Source organism: Bacillus sp. IBL03825, from assembly GCF_024712505.1.
Taxonomy (GTDB): Bacteria; Bacillota; Bacilli; order Bacillales; family Bacillaceae_G; genus Bacillus_A; species Bacillus_A wiedmannii.
Map to the genome: position 1 here is coordinate 197,348 of NZ_JAMXKE010000001.1, position 26,183 is coordinate 223,530.

The window sequence follows — 26,183 nt, forward strand, 5'->3', positions numbered from 1 at the left end:
CTTTTCTTTGTTACAATGAAGAAAGAAAGTGAGGAATCGTCTATGGATCATCATTCCTACACAACGGAAGAAGTAGCGAAGCGATTAAAAGTATCAAAATTAACTGTATACGATCTAATTAAAAAAGGGGAACTGCCTTCTTATAGAATCGGTAGACAGATGCGCATTGATGCAACGGATTTAGAACAATATATAAAGCAAATGAAAACAGGGAAAATAAAGGGAACTCCTGTAAAGAGTGAAGATAGTAGGGGCTTGGATACATTTATTATTAGCGGACAAGAACTAACGTTAGATATGTTGGCAAAACGTATAGAAAATCGCTTGCCAAGTTCAAATGTATTAAGGGCATATCAAGGTAGTTTAACGAGTTTAGTAAAGATGTATCAAGGAGAAGGAAGTATCGTTAGTCTGCATTTGTTTGATGGCGAAACGGGTACATATAATGTTCCGTATGTAAAACGTATTTTAGTTGGACAACCATGTACGATGATTAATTTATTAGCAAGGAACGTTGGGTTTTATGTGCAAAAGGGAAATCCAAAAAATATAAAAACATGGGCTGATTTATCTCAATCATCTATACGATTTGTAAATCGAGAAAAAGGTTCTGGCATTAGGGTGTTAGTGGATGAACAATTGCACATTCAAAAATTAAATAAAGAGCGTATTAGTGGATATGAATGGGAAGAGTCGAATCATCTTGGTGTTGCCACGCAAGTCGCAAATGGAAAAGTTGACGTAGGAGTAGGGTCAGAAAAGTTTTCACAGATTGTAAACGTAGACTTTATTCCACTCATGAAAGAACAGTATGATTTAGTGATTTTGAAGAATAAAGAAAATGAAGAGCTGATCGAAGTTGTGAAAGATATTCTGCAATCGGAAGAATTTCATAATGAATTAAAAGCGATTGGCGGATACGATATGACGAAAACAGGTCAAATTATATATGAAATAAACTAAAAAGCTGCTTGTCTATAAGACAAGCAGCTTTTTCTATATATAAAGGGGTTTGGGGAAACAAAGTATTAAACAAGACTTTGAGCAAGTGTATAAATGAAGGCCGTAAGAAGAGTAGCTCCACTTGCAAGTCCGATAAAGTCTGATTTGTTGAAAGTAATGTTGTTCATTATAATCTCTCCTTATTTGTTTAATGTAGTTGCAACGGCTTTTGCATCGACAAGTGCGGATAGCACCATGCCCATTGTATTTAAAAATTTGTTTAATTTCATTTTGTTCATCATGCGTATCCGCTCCTTTTCGAATTGTTGTTGCCCTGCTTTATGTCTTAATTATAGGAAATATGATTGCCTGCAACTATCGAATTAGCTTACGGGAGACTTACATTTTTGTAAGAAAAAAAGACATTCATGTAAGAATGTCCGTTAAAGCATATTGATATGATGATGCTCTTCAATTGTTTTTAAAAAGCTGCGCATTGAATTTGTCATGTAGCTATCTTTACGGCGTATGAAAACCGTTGAAATACTACCGTATTTTTCAGGAATTGCATGACAATGTACCTTACCTGCTTTAGAAAGATGATGGACAGCAGACTGTGGTACGAGTGTAATTCCAAGGCCGAGTGCAACACTGTTTAATATTGTCTCTAATATATTAAATTCCATAATTCTTTTTGGGAGCAAACCTTCATCTTTAAGCCATCGTTCTAGTTTGGAACGGTATCCACATCCGTGGTTAAAAACGAGTAGGGGCGTTGTTGTAAATTCTTCTATATGAAAAGCTTTATTTTGTGTTACAAGCATTAATTTTTCTGTACTAACATCGTATTGTTCAATTAGTGGATGTTTAATAGGCCCTGATATAAAGGCGCCATCTAATTGATGATCAAGTACTTCTCTAATCAATGCTTCTGTTAGACCCGCTTGTAATGATAAATCGACATTCGGATAGCGTTTATAGTAAGAAGATAAAATGGTAGGTAATGTACTTACTGTTTCGACTGTACCGATTTTTAATATGCCAGAGGGAGTTTCACTATCTAAAAATACTTGTTTTAGCTCGTCAACATCTTGCAAAATTTTATTAACATAAACGAGCATTTTTCTTCCTTCAGCTGTTAAAGTCATGCCTCGTTTATGACGATAAAAGAGCGGTGTTTTTAGCTCGTTTTCCAGTTGTTTAATACGAGCAGTTACATTTGATTGTACGTAGTTTAATTCCTTTGCTGCACCGCTTACACTACCGCGGTCGGCAACGCTTTGGAAGATTTGTAAGTCTCTTAATTCCATAGTATGATCCTCCTTGATGTTAACTATCATTATAAATGATAGTTAACATCATTTTGAATCATTTTACGTGATATATTTTTTCTTTTACAATTCTCTTTGTGCAAATAGAAAGAAGTGGGGGAATTGTGTTGAGAAAAGGTCAAATGATAGTAGGGGCTTTAGCATGTTTAATTGCAAGTATGTCATGGGGGGCGATGTTTCCGGTTGCTGATCATGCGCTAGAATACATAGATCCATTTTATTTTTCGCTTATTCGCTATGGAGCGGTGGCGATCGTACTGATTGTATTGTTGTTAATGAAAGAAGGAAAGCAGGCATTTCGTTTAGAGGGAAGAGGAAAGTTACTCGTCTTTTTCGGAACGATGGCGTTTACTGTATATAATGTACTTATATTTTTAGGTCAAATGTTAATGGGGAAATCAGGCGTGATGGTTGCTTCTATTATGGAAGCACTGATGCCGATGATTTCTATTTGTATTCTATGGGGATATAAGCATGTAAAACCGAAAAAGTATATGATAACGAGCATGATGATTGCTTTTGTAGGAGCTGTATTCGTTATTACGAAAGGTGATATGAGTTTCTTTTTAACATTGAAAGATAACATGTTTTCGCTGGCCTTTATATTTGTTGGTGTTGTAGGTTGGGTTATTTATACGATGGGTGGTCAAACATGTAGCGATTGGTCAACATTACGTTATTCTACGTTGACGTGTGTATTTGGTACGACTGTCACAGCGATTATAACTGTCATCATTACATCGTTTGGATACGTATCGGTTCCGAGTATGGGAACGATTTCTATCGTGAAATATGATTTATTGTTTATGATGACATTACCAGGTATCGTAGCGTTACTTGCTTGGAACTATGGTGTGAAAATTTTATCGTCCATTAATGGGATTTTATTTATTAATTTTGTACCAATCACGACTTTAGTTATTATGATGATGCAAGGATATCGAATAACAATGTTTGATATTATAGGGACTTTACTTGTTATTGCATCACTTATTCGCAATAACGTTTGTCAGAGAAAAGAAGAAAATATAAACAAGCGAATTTTACAAGAAGAGCAATTACGTCAAGCTGTTTAATAGGCAATTGGAGGATTTCACATGTTAGAAAGTTTATTGTTTTTCTTCGCCGTCGGAGTTGCCTGCGAGCTTGCAGCAATTAACCGAAATGGTCGTAAAAAGATAAAACAACAAGCTGAGCTGATACAGCTTTTAAAAGAATTAAAAGAAAGAAAAATGTAAAAAGACGACCGGGCATAGACGGTCGTCTTTTTCTATATAAAGGGGACACAAAGTTATACAAGCGTAGCAGCGTAAATAAAAGCAGTAAGAAGAAGAGAGCCGCTAGCTAATCCTAAAAAATCTAATTTGTTAAAAGTGATGTTATTCATGATGCATTCTCCTTACTTGTTTAATGTAGAAGCAACAGCTTTTGCGTCGATTAGAGCGGAAAATACCATGCCCATTGTATTTAAGAAATTGTTCGTTTTCATTTTGTTCATCATATTGATCCGCTCCTTTTCGAATAGTTGTTGTTTCTTTCTGACTTAATTGTATGAAATATTTTGAGAAGTAACTATCGAATTAGCTTACAAGAAAATTACACTTTTGTAAGAATTGAAATGTAACAATTAATACTTAAATTTATTACCAACTCCTAAAACTTAGTGTTATAATCGTTGTAAGAGAATGATTATAATTCGGATGTTCAGAAAGGAACGAAACAAATGTATAAACCAATTACATTTTTGTTGAAATATATATTTAAAACAGCTGGGAAAGTAGAAGTGCAAGGAAGAGAAAAGTTACCAGAAGGCGGCCCGTATGTTGTTGCGTGTACACATACAAGTTTTATGGATGTATTAATGTTAGCTACAGGGATGTATCCGACCCAAATTCATTACATGGCCAAAAAAGAATTATTTGAAGGGAAATTCAAAAATTGGTTCTTTAAAAATGTAAATGCATTCCCTGTAGATCGTGCGAATCCAGGACCGAGTACACTTAAAATTCCGTCACGCCTATTAAAAGAAGGGAAAGTAGTAGGGATCTTCCCGAGTGGTACGAGATCAACAGAAGACGTGTCATTAAAAGCTGGGGCTGTTACGATTGCACTGCGTTCTAATGTCCCGTTAGTACCGGCAGCTTATGTTGGTCCATCAAGTGTAAAAGAATTAATAAAAGGGAAAAAGGCACAATTAATTTTTGGCGACCCAATTCAAATTGATGCTGAAGAACAAATCGATCGAAAAACAGCTATGAAAATGATGACAGATCAATTAAATGAGAAGTTTGAGGAGCTAAAGGAAACTTTGCAATCAAATCAAAAATAAGAAAAGACGACCGGGCATAGACGGTCGTCTTTTCTATTACTATTTATAATAAAGGGGAAAGGGGACACAAAAGTTATACAAGCGTAGCGGCGTAAATAAAAGCAGTAAGAAGAACTGATCCGCTAGCTAGTCCTAAAAAATCTAATTTGTTAAAAGTGATATTGTTCATAATGAATTCTCCTTACTTGTTTAATGTGGAAGCAACAGCTTTAGCATCGATTAGAACGGAAAATACCATGCCCATTGTATTTGAAAAATTGTTTGATTTTATTTTGTTCATCATATGAATCCGCTCCTTTTCGAATAATTGTTGCCCTGTTTCTGACTTAATTGTATGAAAAAAAGCGGAGAGTAACTATCGAATTAGCTTACAGGAAAATTACACTTTTGTAAGAAAAACGAATGGAGATGTAATAATGAGAAGGTTTGACATATGTTCATGGAATTCATTAAGTTAAAAGTAGAGGTGAGTGTATGGCTAATATTAAAGATATTGCAAAAATGGCGGGAGTTTCAGTTACGACTGTTTCGAGAGTATTGAATGATCATCCGTATGTAAGTGAAGAAAAAAGGAAAGTGGTTATGGAGATAGTTGAGAAGTTGAATTACTCACAAAACGCAAATGCCGTTCATTTATCAAAAGGGAAAACGAATATTGTTGGTGTAATTTTACCGTATATTAATCATCCATGTTTTGATGCGATGGTGGGCGGGATGATGGAGGTGGCGTTAGCCCATAATTACAGAGTGCTACTTTGCCAAACGAATTATAATAAAAAAGAAGAAATGAAAAGTTTACATATGTTAAAAACAAAACAATTGGATGGCCTTATTATTTGTTCTCGTGCGAATGATTGGGAAACGATAGAGCCGTATGCTTCCTATGGGACAATCGTTGCTTGTGAAGATAATGATATTTCAAATATCTCAAGTGTATATACGAATCATTCGGCAGCTTTTCAATTAGGAATGGATTATTTGATTGAGAAAAGTTATAAAAAAATTGGTTATTGTACGGGAAGGAAATTAGGTCCGAGTAGTCAAAAACGTTTTGATGTTTATAAACAGCAATTGCAATCTATAGATGAAGAAGTGAAGGAAGAATGGATTTTCACAGAATGTTTTACATTAGAAGATGGTGTGAAAGTGGCTCATAAATTAAAGGGGATGCAGCATCTTCCTGAAGCATTAATAGTAGCAGGAGATGAAGTAGCGATTGGGGTTATGACAGAAGCTGAAAAATTAGGTATTCAAGTTCCTGAGGATTTAGCGATTATTGGCTTTGATAATCAACCTATTTCGCAAGTGTTACAACTTACAACCATTGATCAAAATTTAAAGGAAATAGGTAAAAAGGCCTTTGAAATGTTTTACAGGCAAATACGTGATGAAAGTTCTAAACAAGAAAAGGTGGAAATTCCATATGAACTTGTGGAACGCTCTACCGTTTAGCTTCAATCCGTTATGTGTAAATCACATAACGGATTGTTTTTTTTGAAATATCTTTGACAGGAAACGCGTTTCATACTTTATAAAGGAGTTACACCGGTCTGTAATAATCCATGGATTCTTTTCAAAATAGTATTTGGAGGGATATGCATGAATGAACTTTTATTGAGTATGAAAAAGTATATAGAAGATGATGAAAAGGTTTTGGCTTTTGTCGTAGGGATATTTGAGAAGGATAATTTTACGCTATCGTATCAACATGGGATTTTTGCTGCTACTACTAGACGTCTTCTCTTTTATGGGAAATTTCCATACTATCCTGCAACATTTAAAGATTATTCATATTTGCATATAGATAGCATAGATTTTCGTCCGCATTTCGAATGTACTTGTAGTCATGAAACCATTCGAGCTAAGTATATTCAGAAGGGGAATGTGGAGCGATTTGTCCGTACAGTTAGAGCGAATATGAATAATTAATCACCCCTTTGTTTAAACATAATATCCCGATCTTTAAGAGTAAAAATGCGCAATAAAAACAACTTCTAAACCTCTAGGAGATAGTGATACAATGTCAAATGGGGGGAGGTATGAACTATGGTTAATCAACGTATAAAGGAAATAACACTAATTACAATTGGTTCATTATTATTCGCAATTGGTATTAATTACTTTGCAATTCCAAACCGTTTATCAGAGGGTGGAATTATTGGTGTAACGGTTGTTACGTACTATTTATTTGATTGGTCGCCGGGGATTGTGAACTTTGCTATAAATGCAATTTTACTAGTTATTGGTTATAAATTTTTTGATAAAAAAACGATGGTTTATACAATTTTAGGGATTGTAGAAACATCCTTGTTTTTATATGTTACGGAACATATTGAGTATCATGTAAATAGTGATACGTTATTAGCGGCTCTATTCGCTGGCTTATTTGTCGGTGTCGGATTAGGCTGTATGTTCAAAGCTGGAGGTACATCAGGAGGATCAGCAATTTTAGCTCAGTTAGCAAATCAATATTTAGGGTGGAGCGTTGGTAAAGGCGTACTTATTATTGATATTGTTGTAATTGCTGGTTCAGTATTTATCATAGGACAAGAAAAAGCAATGTACACACTTGTTGCAGTATTTATCGGAGCGAAAGTGATTGATTTCATTGTAGAAGGAATGGATACAAAAACAGCTGTTACAATCATCTCAAATCAACCAGATTTAATACGTGAAACTATTACGAAAAACATGACACGCGGTGTCACTGTATTAGAAGGACGCGGCGGATATACTGGTAAAAATAAAGAAGTGTTATATGTTGTTATAAATAAACAAGAGCTTGTTAAGTTAAAGCAAGTTATTAGTCGAGTAGATGAAGATGCTTTCGTTGTTATTCATGATGTACGTGATGTACTTGGCGGTGGCTTTAAAGCGAGCTAAAAGGTGAACGAGTAAATTCGTTCACCTTTTTTAATTCTTACAAAAATGTAAGTGTAATGTAATGAGATTCAATAGTAGATTTTATTCCTTCTTTTTAAAATGGATGTATATATATCCTGCAGAGGAGGAAGATTGATTATGAAGAAAAAAATGATCACTACTATAATAGCGATGATAGTGATAGTAGTAATGTTACTGCCTACGAAACTTGGACCAGTTATCGATAAATATAATCCACTTTATAAGACGAAAGAATACTATACGGTCGTGAATACAATTGGTCAGCATATTGGTGATGAGTGGTATGAATATGAATTTATTGCATTTGACGAACGTGGAAGAGAACAAAAAATAAAGAAGACTGTTAAGCATATGTTAAAGAGAGATGAAGCGTTAAAGGTGTATGCAAAAGGACGCTACGGAGAGGCGATTGAAGAAATTGAAGCTGTAAATATTCCTATTAATGCGAAGAGTAAACTTTTAACGATGAGATAGCGGGTTATACCCCCGCCTATTTTTTGTCGAAAATAAAAATACTAGGTAGGGGTATTCTAGAGTTCATGAAAAAGCCTTAGTCCGTATGGACTAAGGCTCTTTTTATTATATAAAGGGGAAGGGGGTACATTGTAGTAGCATGAGTGAAAGGTATAAGAAGAGTAGCTACTAGCAATGTAATTTGGTTATGTGAGTGTTCTTCTTATTTGGCTTGCTTTCTAACTTTATTGTACGAGATATAGGTAAGAGAAACTATCGAATTACATTACACATAGCTTACAAACATGTAAGTCTTCTGTAATGTAATTCGATGGTTAAAAGATAGTGAATTTCATATAGTGTAATTAGAAAGTCTCACTGTATTACTTTCTGTTTGTAATATTAATGAAGAATGAAAAACCAACTACTTTTTAATAGCCCTCATCTTTATTTGGATGAGGCTCTTTTTATAAACCTTACAACATTGTAAGGTTTACGTAAGTTAATTCGATAGTAAATTTGTCATATTTTTTGCATAATAGATACAAATAGATAAAATAATTAGGGATATAGTAAGAAGGGAGAAAATTGGGATGCGTAAAGAAGAAGTAGTGAAGTTTCCAATTAAAGATTTCAGTAGCTACTTTACTGTTGCCGTAGTATGTATTGGATTATTTGATATCATAACAAACTTAATTGTTAAATAATATAGATGATAAAACAAGAAGGGGGATCCTTTCTTGTTTTTTTTTATGGGGGAATAAAGATGAAATGGATTGATAGTCATATACATGTTGATCAATATAAGGATGAAGAAAAAAGCAGGTTACTTAAAGATGTGGAAAATAGTGAAGAGATAAAGGGGCTTATTGCGGTATCTATGAATTATCAATCATGTAAAGAAACTTTATCTTTAGCAAAGCGATATCCTTTTGTACATCCAGCAATAGGTTTTCATCCGGAGCAACCGATTCATAAAGAAGAATGTGAGCAAATTTATAAATTAATTGAAGAGCATGTAGAAGACATAGTTGCGATTGGTGAAGTAGGCTTACCGTATTATTTAAGAAAAGAAGATGAGCGCATTACTATCGATTCATATATACCAGTGTTACAACGATTTGTTGAACTAGCTAGTAAATATGATTTACCCATTATATTGCATGCAGTGTATGAAGATGCTGATATTGTATGTGATTTACTGGAGAAATATAAAGTTTCACGTGCACACTTTCATTGGTTTAAAGGAAGTGAAACAACAATGAAACGGATGATGAGGAACGGTTATTATATTTCTATTACGCCAGATGTTTTACATAAGGAGAAAATTAGAAAAATTGTTTCGTATTATCCACTTGAATATATGATGGTAGAAACAGATGGACCGTGGAAATTTCAAGAGGATGTTATGACGCATCCGATAATGATTCGAGAGGTATTAAAGGAAATTAGTGTTATAAAAAACATATCTGTTGATAAGGTTGCGAAAACGATATATGAAAATACGATTCAATTTTACCCCGCATTAACGGGCAGTAAGACTCCCACCTCAAAATTCGACGAATGCGGAGGCGTTAGGTGGGAAATCAACTGCCCGTAAAAACCCGATTGGTGAGGGCTGATAATCAGTGGGGGATGGACAAAACCACCACTGATTAAAGTTTCACTTTATTTGAAAGGATAGGAGCGTTACTCTTGTCCTTTTTATTATGAATAATTTTTCTAATATTTTCTATAATTTATGAAAATAATCAATGGGTTATTAATAACATGCCACGTTTTGGTTTTATATTAGGATTCTAATTTTTTTGCACGTCTTAATAATAAAAGAAAGACAATGATGAAGAAACCAAGTATAAGGAAGAACCCATATTGTTTTACATAATCCATTACGTCACTTACGCTTGTTGGTTTTTCAACGTGAATGCCGTCTTTATTAGTAGTAATATGAATATCTTGCATTTTCACTTCATTTGCTTCTTTTTGTAAATCAATCCATTCTATATTTGGAATGCTTTCTAGATCCTTTAATACTTCTTTTAATGGTTTCACACCTAAGTAAGGATGATAGAATGCACCAATAACTCCATCGGATAATTTAGCAACAGATACAGCATTAGCTTTCATCTTTGCAATAGCTTGTGGCTTATCTTCTTCAATAAAGCCAACTGTTTCAGGCATTAATTTCATTCCATGTAAGAAGGATGGTGTGCTTCTGTATGCTGGAGAGTGCATGGATTTCCAAGTTGTATCACTTAACTGTAGTTGTCCTACATAAGTTGAAAAGTACTTTGATAATATTTCATATCCTTTTTGAGACATCGTGTAATGGGGTGCTTCAAAAGCGACAGGATACAGTTTGGCATCTACAAGTTCTTGAATGCCTTTTTCAATATGCTCAGTCGTATATTTTTCTTCAAACTCTTCCCCTTTTTTTACATATGCATTATATGCTTCGATATTAGGAAAGTCATCTTTTGTTTTTGGTTTTTCATGCTTCGGTTGACGAATTGGTTGATCTGTTTTTACGTCCCAAAATTCAAAACCTTCCCCAGTTTCACTGTCATAAAATTGGTGCGTATAACCATGCATAATAATTGCTGCACCATCATCTTGCATAGAGCGTAAAAGATCGACTAGTTCGGGTTTATCTTTTAAATGCAGTGTTTTACCTGTATCTGGATCTGTATATACAGGAATAACAGTAATTATGTAGGGAATCTTTTTCTCTTTTAGTAATTCAGCAATTTCTTTTAATTGATTTGTATCTGCGGCTGGATGAACATCCTCAAGGCGTAAATAAGTCTCTACTTTATTTGTCGTTGGCTTTTGACCAAAGTAAGAAAATAACATTTCGCCGACATAATGAGACATCCAGTTAAAGAGATTTGACGTTGCAACGTAATAAGATGTTTCGTGCCGAACGATTAGTGGGCTTTTGCTATTTGAGCTTAAAGCGTTAGCAAGAACAGTTCCGTTTGTATCAAAAGATTGAACCAATCGTTCCTCTTCTAAAGTGTTTTTTAGTTTATTACTTGGATATTCGATTTTATTAACTCGTATATCATCAGCCTTTAGGGTAATGAAAGAAAAGCGATTAGATAATTGTTCAACATTTTGTCCTAAAACTAATACTGGACCTGAGAAATTTTCTAGAAGTTGCTTTGTTTCAATAGGAAACTCCTCTTTTTGTTCACCGATATAAACAATATGTGTATAAGAAGATGAATTAGTAATTTCATTAACCCTTTTTAAACTTTTCGTAGTTATATCGTTTGTAAAATGTCCTAATTGGGTATTAAGGATTTGAATATTATTTGTAATTTTATCGTCTTGTGTACTGTATAAAACAAGTACTTTTGGTTTTGACGGTGTTTGTGCAGAGGTGTGGATAGGGATAAGTAGTAAAACGCTGAACAAGAGTATTATGCACTTTTTCATTTGGTCTGCTCCTATTCTATATGTAGAGTTCAATTTACAATTATATACAAAAAATACGTTGTAGTCTATGAAAGTTACATTTTTGTACGTATTTACCAGCTGTTTTTTCACAAAATCGGTCTAAAGCATGATGATAATATATATAGTTATTTGCTATGATAAAAGAGTAAGAGAATGATAGAATGTGGGTAATTGTAAAGGGAAGAAGGCTGAAAGGGGACAAATTTCAGCGGAGAAAGAGGTAGTGGTAGTGAAGAAATTCTTTGTAGGATTTTTAGTTGTTCTTGGGGTGTATTTATATTTCCAAGGAAAGTCTGAAGGAATGGGCAAGTTAGTGAATGAGACAAGCTATGTTGACTCAGAAGAAGCAAAACAGATGAAACAAATTATTATAGAGGAAGCAAAGAAAGTCAATCTTCCAGAATGGATACCTCTTACAATTGCCGAACATGAAAGCCGGTTAAATCCAAGAAGTGTTGGAGATAACGGAACTTCATTCGGATTGTTTCAATTGCACCGTGGCGGTGGCCTTGCACCAGATCATTTAACTGATGAAGAGTTGAAAGATCCGCGCATAAATGCGCAAATTGCAATGCCGCATTTAATGAAAGGATATAAGCGTGGGGTGCAAAAAGGTTTGACTGATTTTGCATTACTAAAATATGTAGCAAATACATCTGGATGGCCAGGGAATTTAGGGCCGGAGTGGACGGATAATAATATGAAGTATAACGTCGGGTTAGAAGATGTGTACTATCGAAATAAAGGTGTAATTAAAGAGTAGGTTTTTGAGACCTACTCTATTTTTTTGTGGATAATCGCGTCGTTTTGTTTTGTGAAATACTCCGCTAGTTGTATTTTCACTTCTTCTAGTTTTGTGGAAACTTGTGGTATTTTATATCCTACATATAACGGTGAAACGACAAATCTAGGAACAACTTTACAAATGATTTTTCCGTTTGTGTGATAGAAGAATAAGTTATAACTACTACATCCTTTATGGAAATCTGTCAGTATGTAACGTACAGTTTGCTGAATATAATTTGCCAGTTCATCTATGCATTCAACATCTTCAATGATGATATTAAATTCAGTAAAACCGATAATAGGGCGATCTGAAATATTGAGTTCAATGCGTTCGTTTTTTTGTACAATGACTCCTCGGAAGTTTTCCTGTTCTACGTTACCGAGATAGTCTACATATTTCATTCCGATAATCTGCATGTGTGCATGATGCAAACTTCCGCCGGAGAATGGACCATGATTTTTATATAAAATCACAGATGTGAATTCTTCATTCTTCTGCAAATCTAACCAATGTTTAATGGAAAAACGAATTAGCGATTTCATATGTTCTTCTGTATATGTCGCAATATGTTCTTCACAATTATCTGTTTCGATTAGCACCGTTTGAAATGTATCTTTTAATGTAGGAAATTTGTTTTTTAGCCAAATAATTGATCCTTCAGTTGCTAAAATATCCGTTAAATTTTCTCTGTCACAAAAAGGACATGCCGCGCTTCTATTCCGGATGCTTTCTGGTTTTTGTTTGCCGATATCGTTTAAAAAGTATAGTTGTTGTGTATCCATTTGTATATATGCCCCTTTAAAATATGTGTAAAAATCCCGCTTAATACATTCGGGAAAAGGAGAAGGAAATCCTTTAAAAGGAATGGGAAAAATAAAAGACAAGATATCCTCATTAAGATAGGGTACCTTGTCTTTTATTTTTTCTTTAATAATGTGTATGGATAATATAGATCATTTTTATTGTGCTTCTTTTTTCTATTTTTTATTGTGTATAAGGCAATTGCTGAACTTGCGATTACAATAATGGCTTTCTTCATATTCATTTACCCCTTTTTTATTGTTGGTTTAATTCTTGGCTAACTGCTTTTGCATCAACTAGAGCGTGTAAAATCATTTTTACCATGTTCATCATATTCCTTCACTCCTTTTTATAGTTCGTTTAGTTCTTTTACAACTGCTTGTCCGTTCACTAATACTTCAAAGATTGCTTTCACAATTTCTTTCATCATGATTGTTTCCTCCTTTTGTTGTCTCTCTTGTTTACATCTTTATTGTATAGGGAGGCATCTTTTCGTACTATCGCTTTCCATTACGTGAACATAACAGTTTTGTAAGATTTGATGTCACTTATTGAAATGTTTAGTCTATCTTCATTATTTTCAGAAAAATGACTATTCAAACATGAAATGGGAAAGTATAATAAAGAAGTAAGTATTAAATTCCGTACGAAAGAGGTGAATGAGATGAAACGTTCTTTAGCTGCACGTGCCAAATTTTTAGATTATATCTATTTTTGTCGTGCGATTTTTCATGATGTAGTTGTTAACGGGATACGTCTGTCCTTTTTTAACAACTGCATAGTAGCTATTGAACGATAGAAATCTCTTCACCCATTTTTAATAAACGTGTGAAAAGGGAGCTATTTGGCTTCCTTTTTCTATGTCGAAAACCATGGGGAATGTTTCTTTCCCATGGTTTTTTATATTGAAAGGAGTACGGAAAATGACAATTTGTAGTGTAAATAATGTAACGAAATCTTTTGGTGGAAACATCATATTTGAAAATATATCGCTTGAAATAAAGAATGGTGAACGTGTTGGATTAGTTGGTCGTAACGGTAGTGGGAAGACAACAATCTTTCAGCTTCTAACTGGAATGGAAAGTTTAGATGCAGGAGCCATTCATATGAAGAAAGGTACACGTATTGGTCATGTGGCACAAATTCCGAAATTTGATGAGGGTATGACTGTATATGATGTATTGAGTTCGGCTTTTAAAGCTGAAAAGGAATTAGAAAGAGAAATGCGTACTTTAGAAAAAAATATGGCGGAAGAACAGGAAACGTTTGCTTTACAAAAATTAATGGAGAGATACGGAGTAATCCAAGAAAAATTTGCGTTTCTCGGTGGTTATGAAATAGAAGCGAATATGATGAAGGTAGCAAATGGTCTACAGGTGATAGAACTATTTCCTCGATCATTTCTGGAGTTAAGTGGTGGGGAACAAACAAAAGTAAGCCTTGCGTACATGCTATTGCAGAAACCAGATTTACTTTTATTAGATGAACCAACTAATCATTTAGATTTATTCGCCGTAGAATGGCTAGAGCAATTTTTAAAAGAATACAATGGAACGGTTATGGTCATTTCACATGATCGCTATTTTCTTGATGAAGTTGTAACGAAGATTTTTGATTTAGAAGATGGAGAGATTCACGTGTATCATACGAACTATTCTCAGTTTGTTGAGGAAAAGGAAGAACGGTTGCTTCAGGAGTTTCAGGCTTATCAAGAACAGCAAAAGAAAATAAAGAAAATGAAAGAAGCAATTAAGCGACTACGTGAATGGGCAAATCAGGCGAATCCTCCGAATGAAGGATTGCATAAGAGAGCGAGAAGTATGGAACGTGCACTGGAACGTATAGAGAAACTAAAGAAACCTATTTTAGAACGAAAACAAATGGGACTTCAGTTTGAAGGGCAAGAGAGAAGTGGGAAAGATGTTGTTGTAATGAAAGAAGTGAGTAAAGGGTTTGCTGACCACCCTTTATTTAACGAAGCGAATTTACATGTTCGTTTTCAAGAGCGTGCGGCGATCGTTGGTCGTAATGGTACAGGAAAGACAACGCTACTAAAGTTATTATTAGAAGAAATAGAGCCAGACGTTGGAGAAATCCGGATTGGTAGTAGTGTGAAAATCGGTTATTTATCACAACATGCGTACGGAAATATGAAGAGTAGTGTATTAGAGGCTTTCAGGGAATATGTAGCTGTAACAGAGGGAGAAGCGAGACATATATTAGCTAAGTTTTTATTTTATGGTCCAGCGGTGTTTAAGAAAGTAACGCAACTGAGCGGTGGAGAAAAAATGAGGTTAAGACTTGCGCAACTTATGTATCAAGATATCAATTTTTTAATTTTAGATGAGCCGACAAACCATCTCGACATTGAATCAAGGGAAGTTTTAGAGGAAGCTCTTGAGCAATATAATGGAACGATTTTAGCTGTTTCACATGATCGTTATTTTTTAAATAAGTTATTTGAAAAGACGTATTGGATTGATGAGCATAAATTATTTGAGTTTGCAGGGAACTACGCATGGGCTCGTCAAAAGTGGGAAGAAAAGCTCGAGAAACAAGTAATAAAGCAGCAACGCCAAGGAAGAAAAAGTATGGAAACAGCTCCTGTAAAAAAGAAAGAAGTTAGGAATGTTGAGGATATTGAAACGGAGTTAATGCATGTAGAAGAGGATATATATATGCTTGAGTGTAAGATGGAACATGTAGTTGATGTTGAAATGCTTGAACAATTGTATGAAGAAAAAACGAAGAAAGAGTTGTTACGAGCGGAGTTATATAATGAGTTAGAGAATATTGTGGAGTAAAAAGTAGAAAGCGAATCCTTTCAGCTTTGCTGAAAGGATTCGCTTTTTTTATACTGATATTTTACTTTAAGAGAAAAATAAAAATTGTGTTTCACGTGAAACAGTAAATTTGATACATCTTTGTTCCGTAATTTACATAGATTGTAAAACATAAATGATATTAGGGGTTTTTTGGATCGGTTACTTATTTCCCGAGACATAAGTATGTGAAACGGCGGATCAGGATTGAAAATAAAAAAGCAGAGTTACAGCTTTACGCGCTGAACTCTGCTTTCTTTTTGTGTCGTATCTTCCCTTGTTGAAATGATAATGGCGATCCCGAGCATAATAAAAAAAGCTAAAAAGAGGACGAACTTTGGGAAGAATGGGAATAGTAATAGAGCCCCGACTATCATAATTGTTAATAATACGTAGTGCAGGACGTATTGGAATAGGTTGTCCATGTTTTCGCCCCCTTTTTGGTAATTGGTTATTAGTATTCTATGTTTCATACTGAACGAATAGAATTGAATTTTTAATTTTTTAATACGAAATAAAAGAGAACGATTGACATGTTTAAAGGAAAGGAATAATCTTGAAATTAATTCATACTATTTTTATAGGAAAAATAAAGATAGTTACAGGGAGGAGGCCTATGTTCCTGCATCGATAAAAATTAGGAAGGTAAAGGTGAGAGGGCAATGAAAAATGCTTTTAAAGGAGCACTTGCTACATTTCTTAGTGTGTCAGTATTACTAGCCGGATGTGGTCAAGAGGAAGCAAGTACAAATGAAGCCGGGAACGTACTAAAAGTAAAAGATGAATTTATTAAGGCGAGCGACAAATCAAAAAGTCCTACAAAAGTAAATGAAAGAAAAGATATTTTTGTAGTTGGAATGCCGAGCCCTGGAGGGATATTCCTTCCGCACTTTATGGAGAATGGATGGGATGGTAATATAACGCAAGCTATCTTTGCGCCTCTCGTTGGACTGGATAAGGAAGGGAAACCAATTCCCATTTTGGCGAAGAAGTGGGATATTTCGGAGGATCAGCTTACATATACATTCCATTTGAAAGATGATTTGAAGTTTAGTGATGGTACACCGTTAACTGCGGAGGGTGTAGCATTTACATTAACGTTATTACATGATCCAACTTATAGTGGTGCGACTGATATAAGCCAAACAGCAATAAAAGATGGGCAAGCATATAAAGAAGGAAAAGCGAATTCTATTGAGGGGATTCAAGTCATTGATCCGAAAACAATTACGATTACGACTGAAAAGGTAAATGCTCAAACGCTATCATTAATCGGTGGAGAAGTTATATCTAAAGCGTATTACGGGAAAGAGTATAAACAAGGACACTTGGAGTATTTAAAAGAGTTGTATGGGAAGCCGGTGGGAGCAGGAGCTTATAAGTTAGATAAATATATTCCTGGTCAAGAGGTTCGATTTGTAGCAAATGAAAATTATTTTGAAGGAAAACCGAAGATTGAGCACTTTATTTATAAAATTACAAAGGGTGATACGAAGTTACAACAATTTCAAGCAGGAGAAGTAGATTATGATGGTTTTACGACAAACGTGGAGACCATTGAGCAATTAAAAGATTTAGGTTTTGCTAATATTAATGTGTATACAGGAAGCTCTTATGGCTACATTAAAATGAATTATAAGAAGCCATATTTTAAAGATAAACGTGTCCGCCAAGCATTTATTTACGGATTAGAGCGTCAAAAGGTTATTGATACGTATTTCCAAGGATATGCGTCACTCGTTAATGTACCGATTACGCCAGCTTCATGGGCGTATACAGAAGAGGGCATTAATAAATATGAGTATAATTTAGAGAAGGCGAAGAAATTACTGGATGAGGCTGGATGGAAAGCAGGTTCGGATGGAATTCGTGAAAAAGATGGACAAAAATTGAAAGTAAGTTATTTTGCCTCATCAGCAAGTAAAATAAATGATGTAATGATTCCTGTGATGAAAGAAGATTATAAAAAGTTGGGTGTAGAGTTTAACCCAGAATATATGGACTTTAATACGATGATTTCAAAAGTGATAAAAGGTGATTATGATTTAGCAATGGTATCTACGCCAATGATTGATGATCCGAGCGGAACGATTGAAGAGTTTGTTTCAACAAGTAAACGAAATTATGATGGATATTATAATCCGAAAGTAGATGAATTAGCTAAGCAAGCATTAGAAACGTTGGATATTGAAAAACGAAAAGAAATTTATAAAAAGTTATATCAAGAGTTAAGTGAAGACCCGCCTGTAATCTTCTTGAATAATAGCAAAGTGGTGTCTGCACATCATGCACGAATTCAAGGATTACAAGAAGATAACTATAACGGTATTTTATTAAGTTTACCTAAATTAAAGATAGAATAATAATTTTTAAAAAATTCTCAAAATATTTATTTAGAAAGAATTGACAAAATATAACGGACGATATAAGCTAATAACCATAAAGTCTACCGGAAAGGTCGGAATAGGATTGTTACCCCTCAAAAACATCTATTTTTTACGATTAAAACCGACTTTTCCGATTGGCTATAAATATGCTGTGGGAGGCATACATAAGCTAATAAGTTCGAAGGGTATAACTATTAAACAGTTAGGGTGGGGACAATGAAGAAAAAGACAAAAAAATGGGCTGGTGTATTTTCGGTATTACTGAGTAGTTCGCTTGTGTTATCTGCTTGTGGGGGACAGGAAGATACGGCTTCTACAGAACCGGTAAAAAAGCAGGATTTAAAAGACGCTAAGATTGAATCAATTCCAGCTACAGATAAAAAGAAAAGTCCAGAGAAAGCAAATCAGCGAAAAGATACTTTTATTACAGCCATTTCTAAGCCAGGGGGAGTTTTCCTTCCGTATTTTCAAGATAATGGTTGGGATGGAAATGTAACGTCTGTTATTTTTGCGTCACTGGTAACAACAGACAAACAAAGTAAACCTATTCCGGACCTTGCAGAAAAATGGGATATTTCTGCTGACCAGTTAACATATACATTCCATTTACGTAAAAATTTAAAATTTAGTGATGGTTCGTCTTTAACAGCGGATGACGTAGCATTTACATTAACACTACTTCATGATAAAGCGTATGAAGGTGGATTGGATATTGCTCAGTATGCTGTTAAAGGCGGGAAAGAATATAAAGAAGGAAAAGCAACTTCTATTGAAGGAATTCAAGTTGTTGATCCACAGACAATTAAAATTACAACTGAAAAAGTTAATTCACAGGCGCTAACGAATTTAGGTGGCCCAGTGCTATCAAAAGCTTATTATGGAAAAGATTATAAACAAAATACAAGTTTAGACTATTTAAAAGCATTATATGGGCAACCAATTGCAGCGGGTCCATATAAATTTGAAAAATATGTTCCAGGTCAAGAAGTACGCTTTGTTGCTAACGAAAATTATTATGCAGGTAAACCAAAAATCAAAAACTTTATTTATAAAATCACATCAGGTGATACTGGATTCCAATTATTCCAAACAGGTGAACTGGACTATAGTGGATTTAGAGCAAATCCTGAGAATATAGACCAATTAAAAGGATTAGAGTTTGCAAATATTAATCTTGAATCATCAAGTGATATTGCTTATATCTATGTAAATAATAAGAAATCGTATTTGAAAGATAAAAAGGTACGCCAAGCACTTACTTATGGATTAGACCGTAAGAAGTATGTGGATACAGCTTTACAAGGATATGGCTCTGTTGCTAACGTACCAATTGCGCCAGTTTCATGGGCATATACAGAAGAAGGTATTAATAAATATCCACACGACGTAGAAAAGGCTAAAAAATTATTGGATGAGGCTGGTTGGAAAGTAGGTTCTGACGGGGTTCGTGAAAAAGATGGTCAAAAATTAAAATTAACATACTACGCATCAAATACAGGTAAAACAAATGATATCTTTATTCCGATTGCAAAAGAAAGTTACAAAGAAATTGGTGTTGAATTAAATCCAGAATTGATGGACTTTAATACGATGCTTTCAAAAGTAGGAAAAGGTGACTACGATTTAGCAGCAGTTTCAACACCAGGAATTAGTGATCCAAGTGAAGTTGTAAGTGAGTACTTATCAACTAATCCAAAAAGTGATACGGGTTATAATAATCCGAAAGTAGATGATTTGATTGTAAAAGGTATAGGAACGACAGATATTGAAAAACGTAAAGCGATTTATAAAGAGCTGTATAAAGAGTTAAGTGATGATCCACCAGTTATTTTATTAAACTATCGTAAACTACTTTATGCTCATAATGCACGTATAAAAGGAATTGATCCAGAAAAGTACGATAGCATTAGTTCCAATTTACCAGTGTTATCTATTGAACAATAAGGGTTGACCTAAATAATAGAAGACGTTTTTTCACACAGCAATGGAATGGTAGCTGTTTTGAAAAAATGTTCTTCTATTTTTAAGTAAATAGGATTGGGGAGACAAAAGGTGAAAACATATATCATTCGTAGGTTCCTTCAAATGATCCCTACATTGTTTGGTACATCTATTATTATTTTTTTCTTATTTGCACTTTTGCCGGGAGATTATATTGATTCAAATCCAAAGTTAACACCAGAGAGAGCCCAAGAATTAAGGGAATTATACGGCTTAAATAAACCAATTATTGAAAGGTATTTTCATTGGTTAGGGAATGCTTTGCATGGTGATTTTGGATTTTCTTTACAGTATCAAGAACCTGTAACTTCATTACTTAATAAATTTATTTGGAATACATTTATCGTTGCTGTTGCCGCTTTATTTTTCACTTGGATTATCGCTCTTATTATTGGGGTTATTTCTGCAACAAAGCAGCACTCTTGGTTTGATAGATTGGTAACAATCGGTGTCTTTGCAGCAATGTCATTTCCATCATTCTTTATAGGACTATTTTTAATTAAATTATTAGCAGTTGATTTAAAATTACTACCTATTGGTGGCATGATTGATATTGGGAGTAACTCAACAGGGATAGCATACATATTAGAAGTATTACGTCATATGATTCTACCTGTATTTATTTTAACGCTTCTTGGTGTAGGATCATTAACACGATATTTTAGAACCAGCATGTTGGATGTTGTTAGGCAAGATTACATTCGTACTGCTCGTGCAAAAGGCTTAAAAGAAAGAACCGTTATTTATAAACATGCATTGAAAAATGCAATTTTACCAGCAATTACATTACTCGCTTTTGAATTACCAGGTTTATTTTCAGGGGCTATTATTATTGAACAGATTTTTAACTGGCCAGGGATTGGGAGTATTCAATTAGAAGCATTAAACTTCCGTGATTATACGGTACTAATGGCTTTTACGATGTTTCTTTCGTGTTTAACAATTATGGCTAATTTCTTAGCAGATATTGTATATGCGTTTGTTGATCCAAGAATTCGATTGAAGTAAGGGGGGAAAGATATGGAGACTATTACACCACTAATAAAGAAAAAGAAAGAACGGAAAAAGGGTAACGAATCATCACCATGGCGCCAAGCGTATAAAAAAATTAAGAAAAATAAGATGGCATTGTATGGCCTATACGTTTTAATATTTATGTTTTTATTTAGTTTTATCGGTCCGATCTTTTCACCGTATGCTGATGGGAAAGTACAAGTAACACAAATTAATAAACCACCCAGCTTGTCACATTGGCTTGGAACAGACCAGTTGGGACGAGATATTTTAACTAGACTTATGCAAGCAGGACGTATTTCATTAACAATTGGTTTAGCGTCGATGCTACTATCCGTTATACTAGGTGCTCTATTAGGAGCAATTGCTGGTTTTTATCGAGGGGTTGTGGATCATCTAATTATGCGTGTTGCGGATGTGTTAATGTCCATTCCGGGATTACCGCTACTTATTATAATGGGAGCAATTTTATCAGAATGGAAATTACCATCGGAATACCGTTTATATGTTGTAATGATTATTTTAAGTTTAGTAGGATGGCCAGGACTTGCCCGGCTTGTGAGAGGACAAATTTTAACATTGCGGGAGCAAGCTTTTATGCAAGCGGCAGATGTATTAGGATTAAAGGATTCTCGGAAAATTATTCATCATTTAATTCCTAACGTCTTTCCGTTGCTTATTGTTGTAGCAACTTTGGGTGTTGCAGGTTCAATTTTAAGTGAATCCGCACTAAGTTACTTAGGTCTCGGCGTCGTTCCACCTACACCATCATGGGGGAATATGATTAGTGCAGCTAACTCGTTAATTGATTTCCAAAAGCGTCCGTGGTTATGGATTCCGCCTGGTTTTGCAATTTTTATAACAGTTGTATCCATTAATTTACTTGGTGATGCACTTCGTGATGCGTTAGATCCAAAGATGAGACGGTAGGTGAGAAGGTATGAGTAAAGCGGTAGTAGAGCTGAAAGACTTACAAACACACTTTCAGACAGAAGAAGGGACAGTAAAAGCTGTGAATCATGTTAGCTTTACAGTTCGAGAAGGTGAAACTGTTTGTGTTGTAGGCGAATCAGGTTGTGGGAAAAGTGTAACAGCTTTATCTATTATGGGACTTATTGCTGAATCAGGCAGTGTAGTAGGTGGAGATATTTTATATGAAGGAAAAAGTCTTTTAGGAATGAAAGAGAAAGAGCTTCGTAGTTTACGAGGTAATGATATTGCGATGATTTTCCAAGAACCGATGACATCGCTGAATCCAGTCTTCACTGTAGGGGAACAAATCGTAGAGACGTTAAGGGAGCATGAATTACTTAGTAAGAATGAAGCGTATAAGAAGGCAATTGAGTTAATTCGTAAAGTCGGCATAGCTCGTGCGGATGAAATCGTCCATTCATATCCGCACGAACTGAGTGGTGGTATGTTACAACGTATTATGATTGCTGTTGCACTTAGTTGTAATCCGAAGTTATTAATTGCGGATGAACCGACAACGGCTCTTGATGTTACGATTCAAGCTCAAATATTAGACTTATTAAGACAAGTAAAAGAAGAGTTTAAAACATCCATTTTATTAATTACACATGATTTAGGCGTTGTAGCAGAAATGGCTGATTACGTTGTCGTTATGTATGGTGGGAAAGTAATTGAAGAAGCACCAGTACTAGAAATATTCCAAAATCCGAAACACCCGTATACGAAAGGCTTGCTGAAATCAAAACCAGTGATGGGGAAACGAATAGATAAACTATATTCTATTCCAGGGCAAGTTCCTAATTTAGTCGGTTTGGATGAATTTTGCTACTTCAGCGGTCGTTGTGAGCATTGTATGGAAATATGTAAAGAAGAAGCGCCAAATCTGAATGTACATGATGAGAATCATAAAGTAGCTTGCTGGTTATATGAGGAGCGTGCGGGACAATGAGTGAACCATTATTAGAAGTAAAAAACTTAAAAACATATTTCCCAATTAAAGGCGGCATATTTAGTAGAACGATTGGACATGTGAAAGCAGTTGATGGAGTAAGTTTTACTATTAATAAAGGTGAAGTTTTCGGTCTCGTTGGTGAATCAGGAAGCGGAAAAACGACGATAGGAAAAACAATTTTACGTCTCGTTCAAAAAACGGAGGGAGAAGTGAAGTTTAAAGGACACGATGTTCATTCTCTATCAAAAGAGGAATTGAGAAAACATCGTCCTAATATGCAGCTTGTGTTTCAAGATCCATTTAGCTCATTGAATCCGAGAATGAGGATTGGAGAAGCACTTGGCGAGCCGATGTTGGCTCACGGACTAGCGACGAAAGAAAATGTTCGTGAAAAAGTGACAGAAGTATTAGAGTTATGTGGCTTAGCCCCATATCATATTGACCGGTATCCTCATGAGTTTTCTGGTGGACAACGTCAGCGTATCGTTATCGCAAGAGCTATGGTATTAAATCCGGAATTTATAGTAGCTGACGAACCTGTGGCAGCACTAGATGTATCTATTCAAGCACAGATCATTAATTTATTTAGTGAGTTACAGGAGAAAAAGGGACTATCTTATTTGTTCATTTCACATGATTTAAGCGTAGTAGAGCACTTATGTACGAAAATTGGAATTATGTATTTAGGAACGATTGTGGAAACAGCGCCGCGTGATGAGTTATTTGCGAACCCACTGCATCCGTATACAAAAGCATTGTTATCAGCTGTGCCAATACCAGATCCAACAGTGAAGCGAGAGCGGATTATACTAGAGGGTGATATTCCAAGTCCAGCAAATCCACCTTCGGGTTGTCGCTTTCATACACGTTGCCCGTTTACAACAGATATTTGTAAACAAACGGTACCAGAATTCCGTAATGTTGGTGAAGAGCATTTTGTTGCTTGTCATCATGTATAAAAGAAAAGGACCCTTTCAAATTGAAAGAGTCCTTTTTTTATTTACTAGATGAAGTTTGTTGCAATACAAATTTCTCGATTGCGTGAGCAACACCATGCTCATTATTTGTTAATGTTACGACATCACATAATTTTTTTACATCTTCTTCAGCATTTCCCATTGCAACTGATAAGCCAGCTACTTGTAACATTGGCACATCATTAAAGTTGTCCCCAATCGCAATAGTATCTTCAATTGGTATATTGAAATAAGCAGCCATTTCTTGTAGACCGTTCCCTTTATGACCATGCTTATCCATAATTTCTACATTAGTAGGAGCTGATGCCGTAACTGAAATATCAGTGTCTTCTTGTAACATGCTTAATAGCTGTGCACGATGCGCTGCATTAAATGTCAAAATGAAGAATTTAGATATTTCTAATTCTGGATTATTTACAACATCTTCTATTTTTTGGAAATCAGTAATTAAGTTTGATTTCTTTTGTTTTTCTGTAATTCTTTCAAGTTCTTCAAGTGTAACATCTAGTGCATGCTTGTTTTCTTCGAACGCTTGCATGACTTGATCTTGCCATGTATATGGAGAATAAACTCCTTTATTCGTATATAGCTTATAAGGAAAACCTTCAGATTCTAGTAATTTTGCAAGCTTGTATACTTTATCGTTTTGTAAACAACGCGAGTTAATTACTTTTCCATCCACATAAACAATTGCCCCATTGCTCGCTCCAACTGGAAGAGATAGTTTATATTCTTCCAATAATTTTAAAGCATCCTCTTTTGCACGACCAGAACAAATCATGACTATATGACCAGCCTCTTTTGCAGTTTGGATAGCTTGTAAGTTCTCTTTGGAGATTTCAAGATTAGATGATAGTAGCGTACCATCCATATCTAATGCGATTAATTTCAAAATGACCACCTCTTTGCTTTTATTATACATAGTTATATAGAGGAAACATATAAACTTATCTTGGAAAGATCGTATTTTATCTCGCGTGAACCGTCAGTAAAAATTTGATAGGCGCCATCTTATTACTTTGAATATGCACTTTAATTTGTAACAAAAATAGAGGTATGTATGAGGGTGTTTCGTTATATGGCTGTAATGTTACAATAACATTACAAATGTCAGTTTAGTAGAAAGTGCATTAAAACGGGGTTTTTAAGGGTGTTTATAAAAAAACGTAAAAAAAGTGTAATAAAATTTACGTAATTATATTGCAACGTAGCAATAGTTATGTTACATTAATGTTACAAACATTACGTTAATAACTTTAATGTAACGCTAACATAAAAACTATGAAATAAACATTTCTTAGAAATTACATATAGATAACTTATTAAAAAGGAGGATACATAAAATGAAAGAGCAAGTATTACAAGTAACAAAAGGTGACTTCGTAGGATCAGCAAGTGGAGCAGTAGTATTAACAGCATTAATCGTATTTCTATCAAGCATATTAGTATAATAGAAGTTTTGTAATAAAAGAAAAAGAGAGGAGAATGCAAAATGAAAGAGCAAGTATTACAAGTAACAAAAGGTGACTTCGTAGGATCAGCAAGTGGAGCAGTAGTATTAACAGCATTAATCGTATTTCTATCAAGCGTATTAGTATAATAGAAGTTTTGTAATAAAAGAAAAAGAGAGGAGAATGCAAAATGAAAGAGCAAGTATTACAAGTAACAAAAGGTGACTTCGTAGGATCAGCAAGTGGAGCAGTAGTATTAACAGCATTAATCGTATTTCTATCAAGCGTATTAGTATAATAGAAGTTTTGTAATAAAAGAAAAAGAGAGGAGAATGCAAAATGAAAGAGCAAGTATTACAAGTAACAAAAGGTGACTTCGTAGGATCAGCAAGTGGAGCAGTAGTATTAACAGCATTAATCGTATTTCTATCAAGCGTATTAGTATAATAGAAGTTTTGTAATAAAAGAAAAAGAGAGGAGAATGCAAAATGAAAGAGCAAGTATTACAAGTAACAAAAGGTGACTTCGTAGGATCAGCAAGTGGAGCAGTAGTATTAACAGCATTAATCGTATTTCTATCAAGTGTATTAGTATAATA

The 26,183-nt window shown here is 34.6% G+C and carries 32 protein-coding genes; 23 read left to right on the forward strand and 9 right to left on the reverse strand.

Annotated elements, in window-relative coordinates; genetic code table 11:
- Positions 1–15 precede the first annotated feature (15 nt).
- Complete coding sequence (locus NHG49_RS01130; RefSeq protein ID WP_258125451.1) at positions 16–963, forward strand: helix-turn-helix transcriptional regulator; 948 nt, start codon at positions 16–18, stop codon at positions 961–963.
- A gap of 65 nt (positions 964–1,028) precedes the next feature.
- On the opposite strand, the gene NHG49_RS01135 is transcribed toward NHG49_RS01130, so the two are convergent.
- Positions 1,029–1,130: a DUF3948 family protein gene (locus NHG49_RS01135; RefSeq protein WP_001060020.1), complete on the reverse strand. Its 102-nt coding sequence runs from the start codon at positions 1,128–1,130 to the stop codon at positions 1,029–1,031.
- A 255-nt stretch (positions 1,131–1,385) separates the two neighbouring features.
- Positions 1,386–2,252, reverse strand: coding sequence for a LysR family transcriptional regulator (locus NHG49_RS01140; RefSeq protein ID WP_064474392.1), 867 nt, complete (start codon positions 2,250–2,252; stop codon positions 1,386–1,388).
- Positions 2,253–2,380: 128 nt separating this feature from the next.
- Here NHG49_RS01140 and NHG49_RS01145 point away from each other — a divergent pair, with 128 nt between their 5' ends.
- Positions 2,381–3,349 (forward strand): DMT family transporter, encoded by a 969-nt coding sequence (locus NHG49_RS01145; protein ID WP_064474391.1) that lies wholly within the window; start codon positions 2,381–2,383, stop codon positions 3,347–3,349.
- Between the two features lie 21 nt (positions 3,350–3,370).
- Positions 3,371–3,511, forward strand: a complete 141-nt coding sequence (locus NHG49_RS01150; protein WP_000894064.1) for a YrzO family protein — start codon at positions 3,371–3,373, stop codon at positions 3,509–3,511.
- 53 nt (positions 3,512–3,564) lie between these two features.
- On the opposite strand, the gene NHG49_RS01155 is transcribed toward NHG49_RS01150, so the two are convergent.
- Entirely contained in the window at positions 3,565–3,660 is a 96-nt protein-coding gene (locus tag NHG49_RS01155) for a DUF3948 family protein (protein ID WP_001060007.1), read from the reverse strand.
- 336 nt (positions 3,661–3,996) lie between these two features.
- Here NHG49_RS01155 and NHG49_RS01160 point away from each other — a divergent pair, with 336 nt between their 5' ends.
- Positions 3,997–4,602: a lysophospholipid acyltransferase family protein gene (locus tag NHG49_RS01160; protein ID WP_000277789.1), complete on the forward strand. Its 606-nt coding sequence runs from the start codon at positions 3,997–3,999 to the stop codon at positions 4,600–4,602.
- Between the two features lie 73 nt (positions 4,603–4,675).
- Here the strand turns inward: NHG49_RS01160 and NHG49_RS01165 are convergent, their stop codons facing one another.
- Entirely contained in the window at positions 4,676–4,771 is a 96-nt protein-coding gene (locus tag NHG49_RS01165) for a DUF3948 family protein (protein WP_001060010.1), read from the reverse strand.
- Positions 4,772–5,076: 305 nt separating this feature from the next.
- Between NHG49_RS01165 and NHG49_RS01170 the strand changes: the two genes are divergently transcribed.
- From NHG49_RS01170 to NHG49_RS01190, 5 genes are all read left to right on the forward strand, one after another.
- Complete coding sequence (locus NHG49_RS01170) at positions 5,077–6,054, forward strand: LacI family DNA-binding transcriptional regulator (RefSeq protein WP_258125452.1); 978 nt, start codon at positions 5,077–5,079, stop codon at positions 6,052–6,054.
- A 147-nt stretch (positions 6,055–6,201) separates the two neighbouring features.
- Positions 6,202–6,531, forward strand: coding sequence for a PH domain-containing protein (locus NHG49_RS01175; protein ID WP_064474389.1), 330 nt, complete (start codon positions 6,202–6,204; stop codon positions 6,529–6,531).
- A gap of 117 nt (positions 6,532–6,648) precedes the next feature.
- A complete protein-coding gene (locus NHG49_RS01180) occupies positions 6,649–7,485 on the forward strand; it encodes a YitT family protein (protein ID WP_064474388.1) in 837 nt (278 codons plus the stop codon).
- A gap of 138 nt (positions 7,486–7,623) precedes the next feature.
- Positions 7,624–7,980 carry a YxeA family protein gene (locus NHG49_RS01185; protein ID WP_048563001.1) on the forward strand — a complete coding sequence of 119 codons (357 nt, stop codon included), beginning with the start codon at positions 7,624–7,626 and terminating at the stop codon, positions 7,978–7,980.
- Between the two features lie 745 nt (positions 7,981–8,725).
- The gene (locus tag NHG49_RS01190; RefSeq protein WP_064474426.1) at positions 8,726–9,559 is read left to right on the forward strand and encodes a TatD family hydrolase; all 834 of its coding nucleotides are present in this window, start codon (positions 8,726–8,728) and stop codon (positions 9,557–9,559) included.
- A 191-nt stretch (positions 9,560–9,750) separates the two neighbouring features.
- On the opposite strand, the gene NHG49_RS01195 is transcribed toward NHG49_RS01190, so the two are convergent.
- Complete coding sequence (locus tag NHG49_RS01195; RefSeq protein ID WP_258125453.1) at positions 9,751–11,400, reverse strand: DUF2334 domain-containing protein; 1,650 nt, start codon at positions 11,398–11,400, stop codon at positions 9,751–9,753.
- Between the two features lie 250 nt (positions 11,401–11,650).
- Between NHG49_RS01195 and NHG49_RS01200 the strand changes: the two genes are divergently transcribed.
- Positions 11,651–12,184, forward strand: coding sequence for a transglycosylase SLT domain-containing protein (locus NHG49_RS01200; protein WP_064474425.1), 534 nt, complete (start codon positions 11,651–11,653; stop codon positions 12,182–12,184).
- Positions 12,185–12,195: 11 nt separating this feature from the next.
- On the opposite strand, the gene NHG49_RS01205 is transcribed toward NHG49_RS01200, so the two are convergent.
- Positions 12,196–12,990 carry a DUF4931 domain-containing protein gene (locus tag NHG49_RS01205; protein ID WP_064474386.1) on the reverse strand — a complete coding sequence of 265 codons (795 nt, stop codon included), beginning with the start codon at positions 12,988–12,990 and terminating at the stop codon, positions 12,196–12,198.
- Positions 12,991–13,124: 134 nt separating this feature from the next.
- Positions 13,125–13,253: a hypothetical protein gene (locus NHG49_RS01210; protein ID WP_064474385.1), complete on the reverse strand. Its 129-nt coding sequence runs from the start codon at positions 13,251–13,253 to the stop codon at positions 13,125–13,127.
- 420 nt (positions 13,254–13,673) lie between these two features.
- On the opposite strand from NHG49_RS01210, the gene NHG49_RS01215 reads away from it, so the two are divergent.
- Both NHG49_RS01215 and abc-f read left to right on the forward strand, forming a co-directional pair.
- Positions 13,674–13,808 carry an RAxF-45 family protein gene (locus NHG49_RS01215; protein WP_046956655.1) on the forward strand — a complete coding sequence of 45 codons (135 nt, stop codon included), beginning with the start codon at positions 13,674–13,676 and terminating at the stop codon, positions 13,806–13,808.
- A gap of 124 nt (positions 13,809–13,932) precedes the next feature.
- A complete protein-coding gene (gene abc-f, locus NHG49_RS01220) occupies positions 13,933–15,813 on the forward strand; it encodes a ribosomal protection-like ABC-F family protein (protein WP_149173327.1) in 1,881 nt (626 codons plus the stop codon).
- A 245-nt stretch (positions 15,814–16,058) separates the two neighbouring features.
- Here the strand turns inward: abc-f and NHG49_RS01225 are convergent, their stop codons facing one another.
- Positions 16,059–16,256, reverse strand: coding sequence for a hypothetical protein (locus NHG49_RS01225; protein WP_000369259.1), 198 nt, complete (start codon positions 16,254–16,256; stop codon positions 16,059–16,061).
- A 237-nt stretch (positions 16,257–16,493) separates the two neighbouring features.
- On the opposite strand from NHG49_RS01225, the gene NHG49_RS01230 reads away from it, so the two are divergent.
- The 6 genes from NHG49_RS01230 to NHG49_RS01255 all read left to right on the forward strand — a co-directional run bounded on the left by NHG49_RS01230 (position 16,494) and on the right by NHG49_RS01255 (position 24,116).
- The gene (locus NHG49_RS01230; protein WP_258125455.1) at positions 16,494–18,194 is read left to right on the forward strand and encodes an ABC transporter substrate-binding protein; all 1,701 of its coding nucleotides are present in this window, start codon (positions 16,494–16,496) and stop codon (positions 18,192–18,194) included.
- Between the two features lie 240 nt (positions 18,195–18,434).
- Positions 18,435–20,162 carry an ABC transporter substrate-binding protein gene (locus NHG49_RS01235; RefSeq protein ID WP_064474382.1) on the forward strand — a complete coding sequence of 576 codons (1,728 nt, stop codon included), beginning with the start codon at positions 18,435–18,437 and terminating at the stop codon, positions 20,160–20,162.
- Positions 20,163–20,270: 108 nt separating this feature from the next.
- Positions 20,271–21,227, forward strand: coding sequence for an ABC transporter permease (locus NHG49_RS01240; RefSeq protein WP_064474381.1), 957 nt, complete (start codon positions 20,271–20,273; stop codon positions 21,225–21,227).
- Between the two features lie 12 nt (positions 21,228–21,239).
- Positions 21,240–22,163 carry an oligopeptide ABC transporter permease gene (opp4C, locus tag NHG49_RS01245; RefSeq protein ID WP_064474380.1) on the forward strand — a complete coding sequence of 308 codons (924 nt, stop codon included), beginning with the start codon at positions 21,240–21,242 and terminating at the stop codon, positions 22,161–22,163.
- 10 nt (positions 22,164–22,173) lie between these two features.
- Entirely contained in the window at positions 22,174–23,154 is a 981-nt protein-coding gene (locus tag NHG49_RS01250) for an ABC transporter ATP-binding protein (RefSeq protein ID WP_000030797.1), read from the forward strand.
- Entirely contained in the window at positions 23,151–24,116 is a 966-nt protein-coding gene (locus NHG49_RS01255; protein ID WP_064474379.1) for an ABC transporter ATP-binding protein, read from the forward strand. Before NHG49_RS01250 ends, NHG49_RS01255 begins: the two co-directional genes overlap by 4 nt.
- Before the next feature lie 37 nt (positions 24,117–24,153).
- Here the strand turns inward: NHG49_RS01255 and NHG49_RS01260 are convergent, their stop codons facing one another.
- Positions 24,154–25,026 carry a Cof-type HAD-IIB family hydrolase gene (locus NHG49_RS01260; RefSeq protein WP_142314995.1) on the reverse strand — a complete coding sequence of 291 codons (873 nt, stop codon included), beginning with the start codon at positions 25,024–25,026 and terminating at the stop codon, positions 24,154–24,156.
- Between the two features lie 451 nt (positions 25,027–25,477).
- Between NHG49_RS01260 and NHG49_RS01265 the strand changes: the two genes are divergently transcribed.
- Genes NHG49_RS01265 through NHG49_RS01285 form a run of 5 tightly spaced genes read left to right on the forward strand, consistent with a single transcriptional unit; the run spans position 25,478 to position 26,181 of the window.
- The gene (locus NHG49_RS01265; protein ID WP_098683442.1) at positions 25,478–25,585 is read left to right on the forward strand and encodes a DUF3948 family protein; all 108 of its coding nucleotides are present in this window, start codon (positions 25,478–25,480) and stop codon (positions 25,583–25,585) included.
- A gap of 41 nt (positions 25,586–25,626) precedes the next feature.
- Positions 25,627–25,734, forward strand: a complete 108-nt coding sequence (locus NHG49_RS01270) for a DUF3948 family protein (RefSeq protein ID WP_000664237.1) — start codon at positions 25,627–25,629, stop codon at positions 25,732–25,734.
- Positions 25,735–25,775: 41 nt separating this feature from the next.
- Complete coding sequence (locus NHG49_RS01275) at positions 25,776–25,883, forward strand: DUF3948 family protein (protein WP_000664237.1); 108 nt, start codon at positions 25,776–25,778, stop codon at positions 25,881–25,883.
- A gap of 41 nt (positions 25,884–25,924) precedes the next feature.
- On the forward strand, positions 25,925–26,032 hold the full coding sequence (locus NHG49_RS01280) for a DUF3948 family protein (RefSeq protein WP_000664237.1): 108 nt from the start codon (positions 25,925–25,927) through the stop codon (positions 26,030–26,032).
- 41 nt (positions 26,033–26,073) lie between these two features.
- Positions 26,074–26,181, forward strand: a complete 108-nt coding sequence (locus tag NHG49_RS01285; RefSeq protein ID WP_000664237.1) for a DUF3948 family protein — start codon at positions 26,074–26,076, stop codon at positions 26,179–26,181.
- Positions 26,182–26,183: the final 2 nt, after the last annotated feature.

Coding starts and splice junctions, on each gene's coding strand:
- NHG49_RS01275 (WP_000664237.1), top strand. CDS start 25,776: ATGAAAGAGCAAGTATTACAAGTAACAAAAGGTGACTTCGTAGGATCA.
- NHG49_RS01265 (WP_098683442.1), top strand. CDS start 25,478: ATGAAAGAGCAAGTATTACAAGTAACAAAAGGTGACTTCGTAGGATCA.
- opp4C (WP_064474380.1), top strand. CDS start 21,240: ATGGAGACTATTACACCACTAATAAAGAAAAAGAAAGAACGGAAAAAG.
- NHG49_RS01140 (WP_064474392.1), bottom strand. CDS start 2,252: ATGGAATTAAGAGACTTACAAATCTTCCAAAGCGTTGCCGACCGCGGT.
- NHG49_RS01215 (WP_046956655.1), top strand. CDS start 13,674: ATGAAACGTTCTTTAGCTGCACGTGCCAAATTTTTAGATTATATCTAT.
- NHG49_RS01230 (WP_258125455.1), top strand. CDS start 16,494: ATGAAAAATGCTTTTAAAGGAGCACTTGCTACATTTCTTAGTGTGTCA.
- NHG49_RS01210 (WP_064474385.1), bottom strand. CDS start 13,253: ATGAATATGAAGAAAGCCATTATTGTAATCGCAAGTTCAGCAATTGCC.
- NHG49_RS01180 (WP_064474388.1), top strand. CDS start 6,649: ATGGTTAATCAACGTATAAAGGAAATAACACTAATTACAATTGGTTCA.
- NHG49_RS01195 (WP_258125453.1), bottom strand. CDS start 11,400: ATGAAAAAGTGCATAATACTCTTGTTCAGCGTTTTACTACTTATCCCT.
- NHG49_RS01135 (WP_001060020.1), bottom strand. CDS start 1,130: ATGAACAACATTACTTTCAACAAATCAGACTTTATCGGACTTGCAAGT.
- NHG49_RS01150 (WP_000894064.1), top strand. CDS start 3,371: ATGTTAGAAAGTTTATTGTTTTTCTTCGCCGTCGGAGTTGCCTGCGAG.
- NHG49_RS01155 (WP_001060007.1), bottom strand. CDS start 3,660: ATGAATAACATCACTTTTAACAAATTAGATTTTTTAGGATTAGCTAGC.
- NHG49_RS01175 (WP_064474389.1), top strand. CDS start 6,202: ATGAATGAACTTTTATTGAGTATGAAAAAGTATATAGAAGATGATGAA.
- NHG49_RS01270 (WP_000664237.1), top strand. CDS start 25,627: ATGAAAGAGCAAGTATTACAAGTAACAAAAGGTGACTTCGTAGGATCA.
- NHG49_RS01190 (WP_064474426.1), top strand. CDS start 8,726: ATGAAATGGATTGATAGTCATATACATGTTGATCAATATAAGGATGAA.
- abc-f (WP_149173327.1), top strand. CDS start 13,933: ATGACAATTTGTAGTGTAAATAATGTAACGAAATCTTTTGGTGGAAAC.
- NHG49_RS01170 (WP_258125452.1), top strand. CDS start 5,077: ATGGCTAATATTAAAGATATTGCAAAAATGGCGGGAGTTTCAGTTACG.
- NHG49_RS01160 (WP_000277789.1), top strand. CDS start 3,997: ATGTATAAACCAATTACATTTTTGTTGAAATATATATTTAAAACAGCT.
- NHG49_RS01130 (WP_258125451.1), top strand. CDS start 16: ATGAAGAAAGAAAGTGAGGAATCGTCTATGGATCATCATTCCTACACA.
- NHG49_RS01185 (WP_048563001.1), top strand. CDS start 7,624: ATGAAGAAAAAAATGATCACTACTATAATAGCGATGATAGTGATAGTA.
- NHG49_RS01255 (WP_064474379.1), top strand. CDS start 23,151: ATGAGTGAACCATTATTAGAAGTAAAAAACTTAAAAACATATTTCCCA.
- NHG49_RS01225 (WP_000369259.1), bottom strand. CDS start 16,256: ATGGACAACCTATTCCAATACGTCCTGCACTACGTATTATTAACAATT.
- NHG49_RS01235 (WP_064474382.1), top strand. CDS start 18,435: ATGAAGAAAAAGACAAAAAAATGGGCTGGTGTATTTTCGGTATTACTG.
- NHG49_RS01205 (WP_064474386.1), bottom strand. CDS start 12,990: ATGGATACACAACAACTATACTTTTTAAACGATATCGGCAAACAAAAA.
- NHG49_RS01285 (WP_000664237.1), top strand. CDS start 26,074: ATGAAAGAGCAAGTATTACAAGTAACAAAAGGTGACTTCGTAGGATCA.
- NHG49_RS01250 (WP_000030797.1), top strand. CDS start 22,174: ATGAGTAAAGCGGTAGTAGAGCTGAAAGACTTACAAACACACTTTCAG.
- NHG49_RS01280 (WP_000664237.1), top strand. CDS start 25,925: ATGAAAGAGCAAGTATTACAAGTAACAAAAGGTGACTTCGTAGGATCA.
- NHG49_RS01165 (WP_001060010.1), bottom strand. CDS start 4,771: ATGAACAATATCACTTTTAACAAATTAGATTTTTTAGGACTAGCTAGC.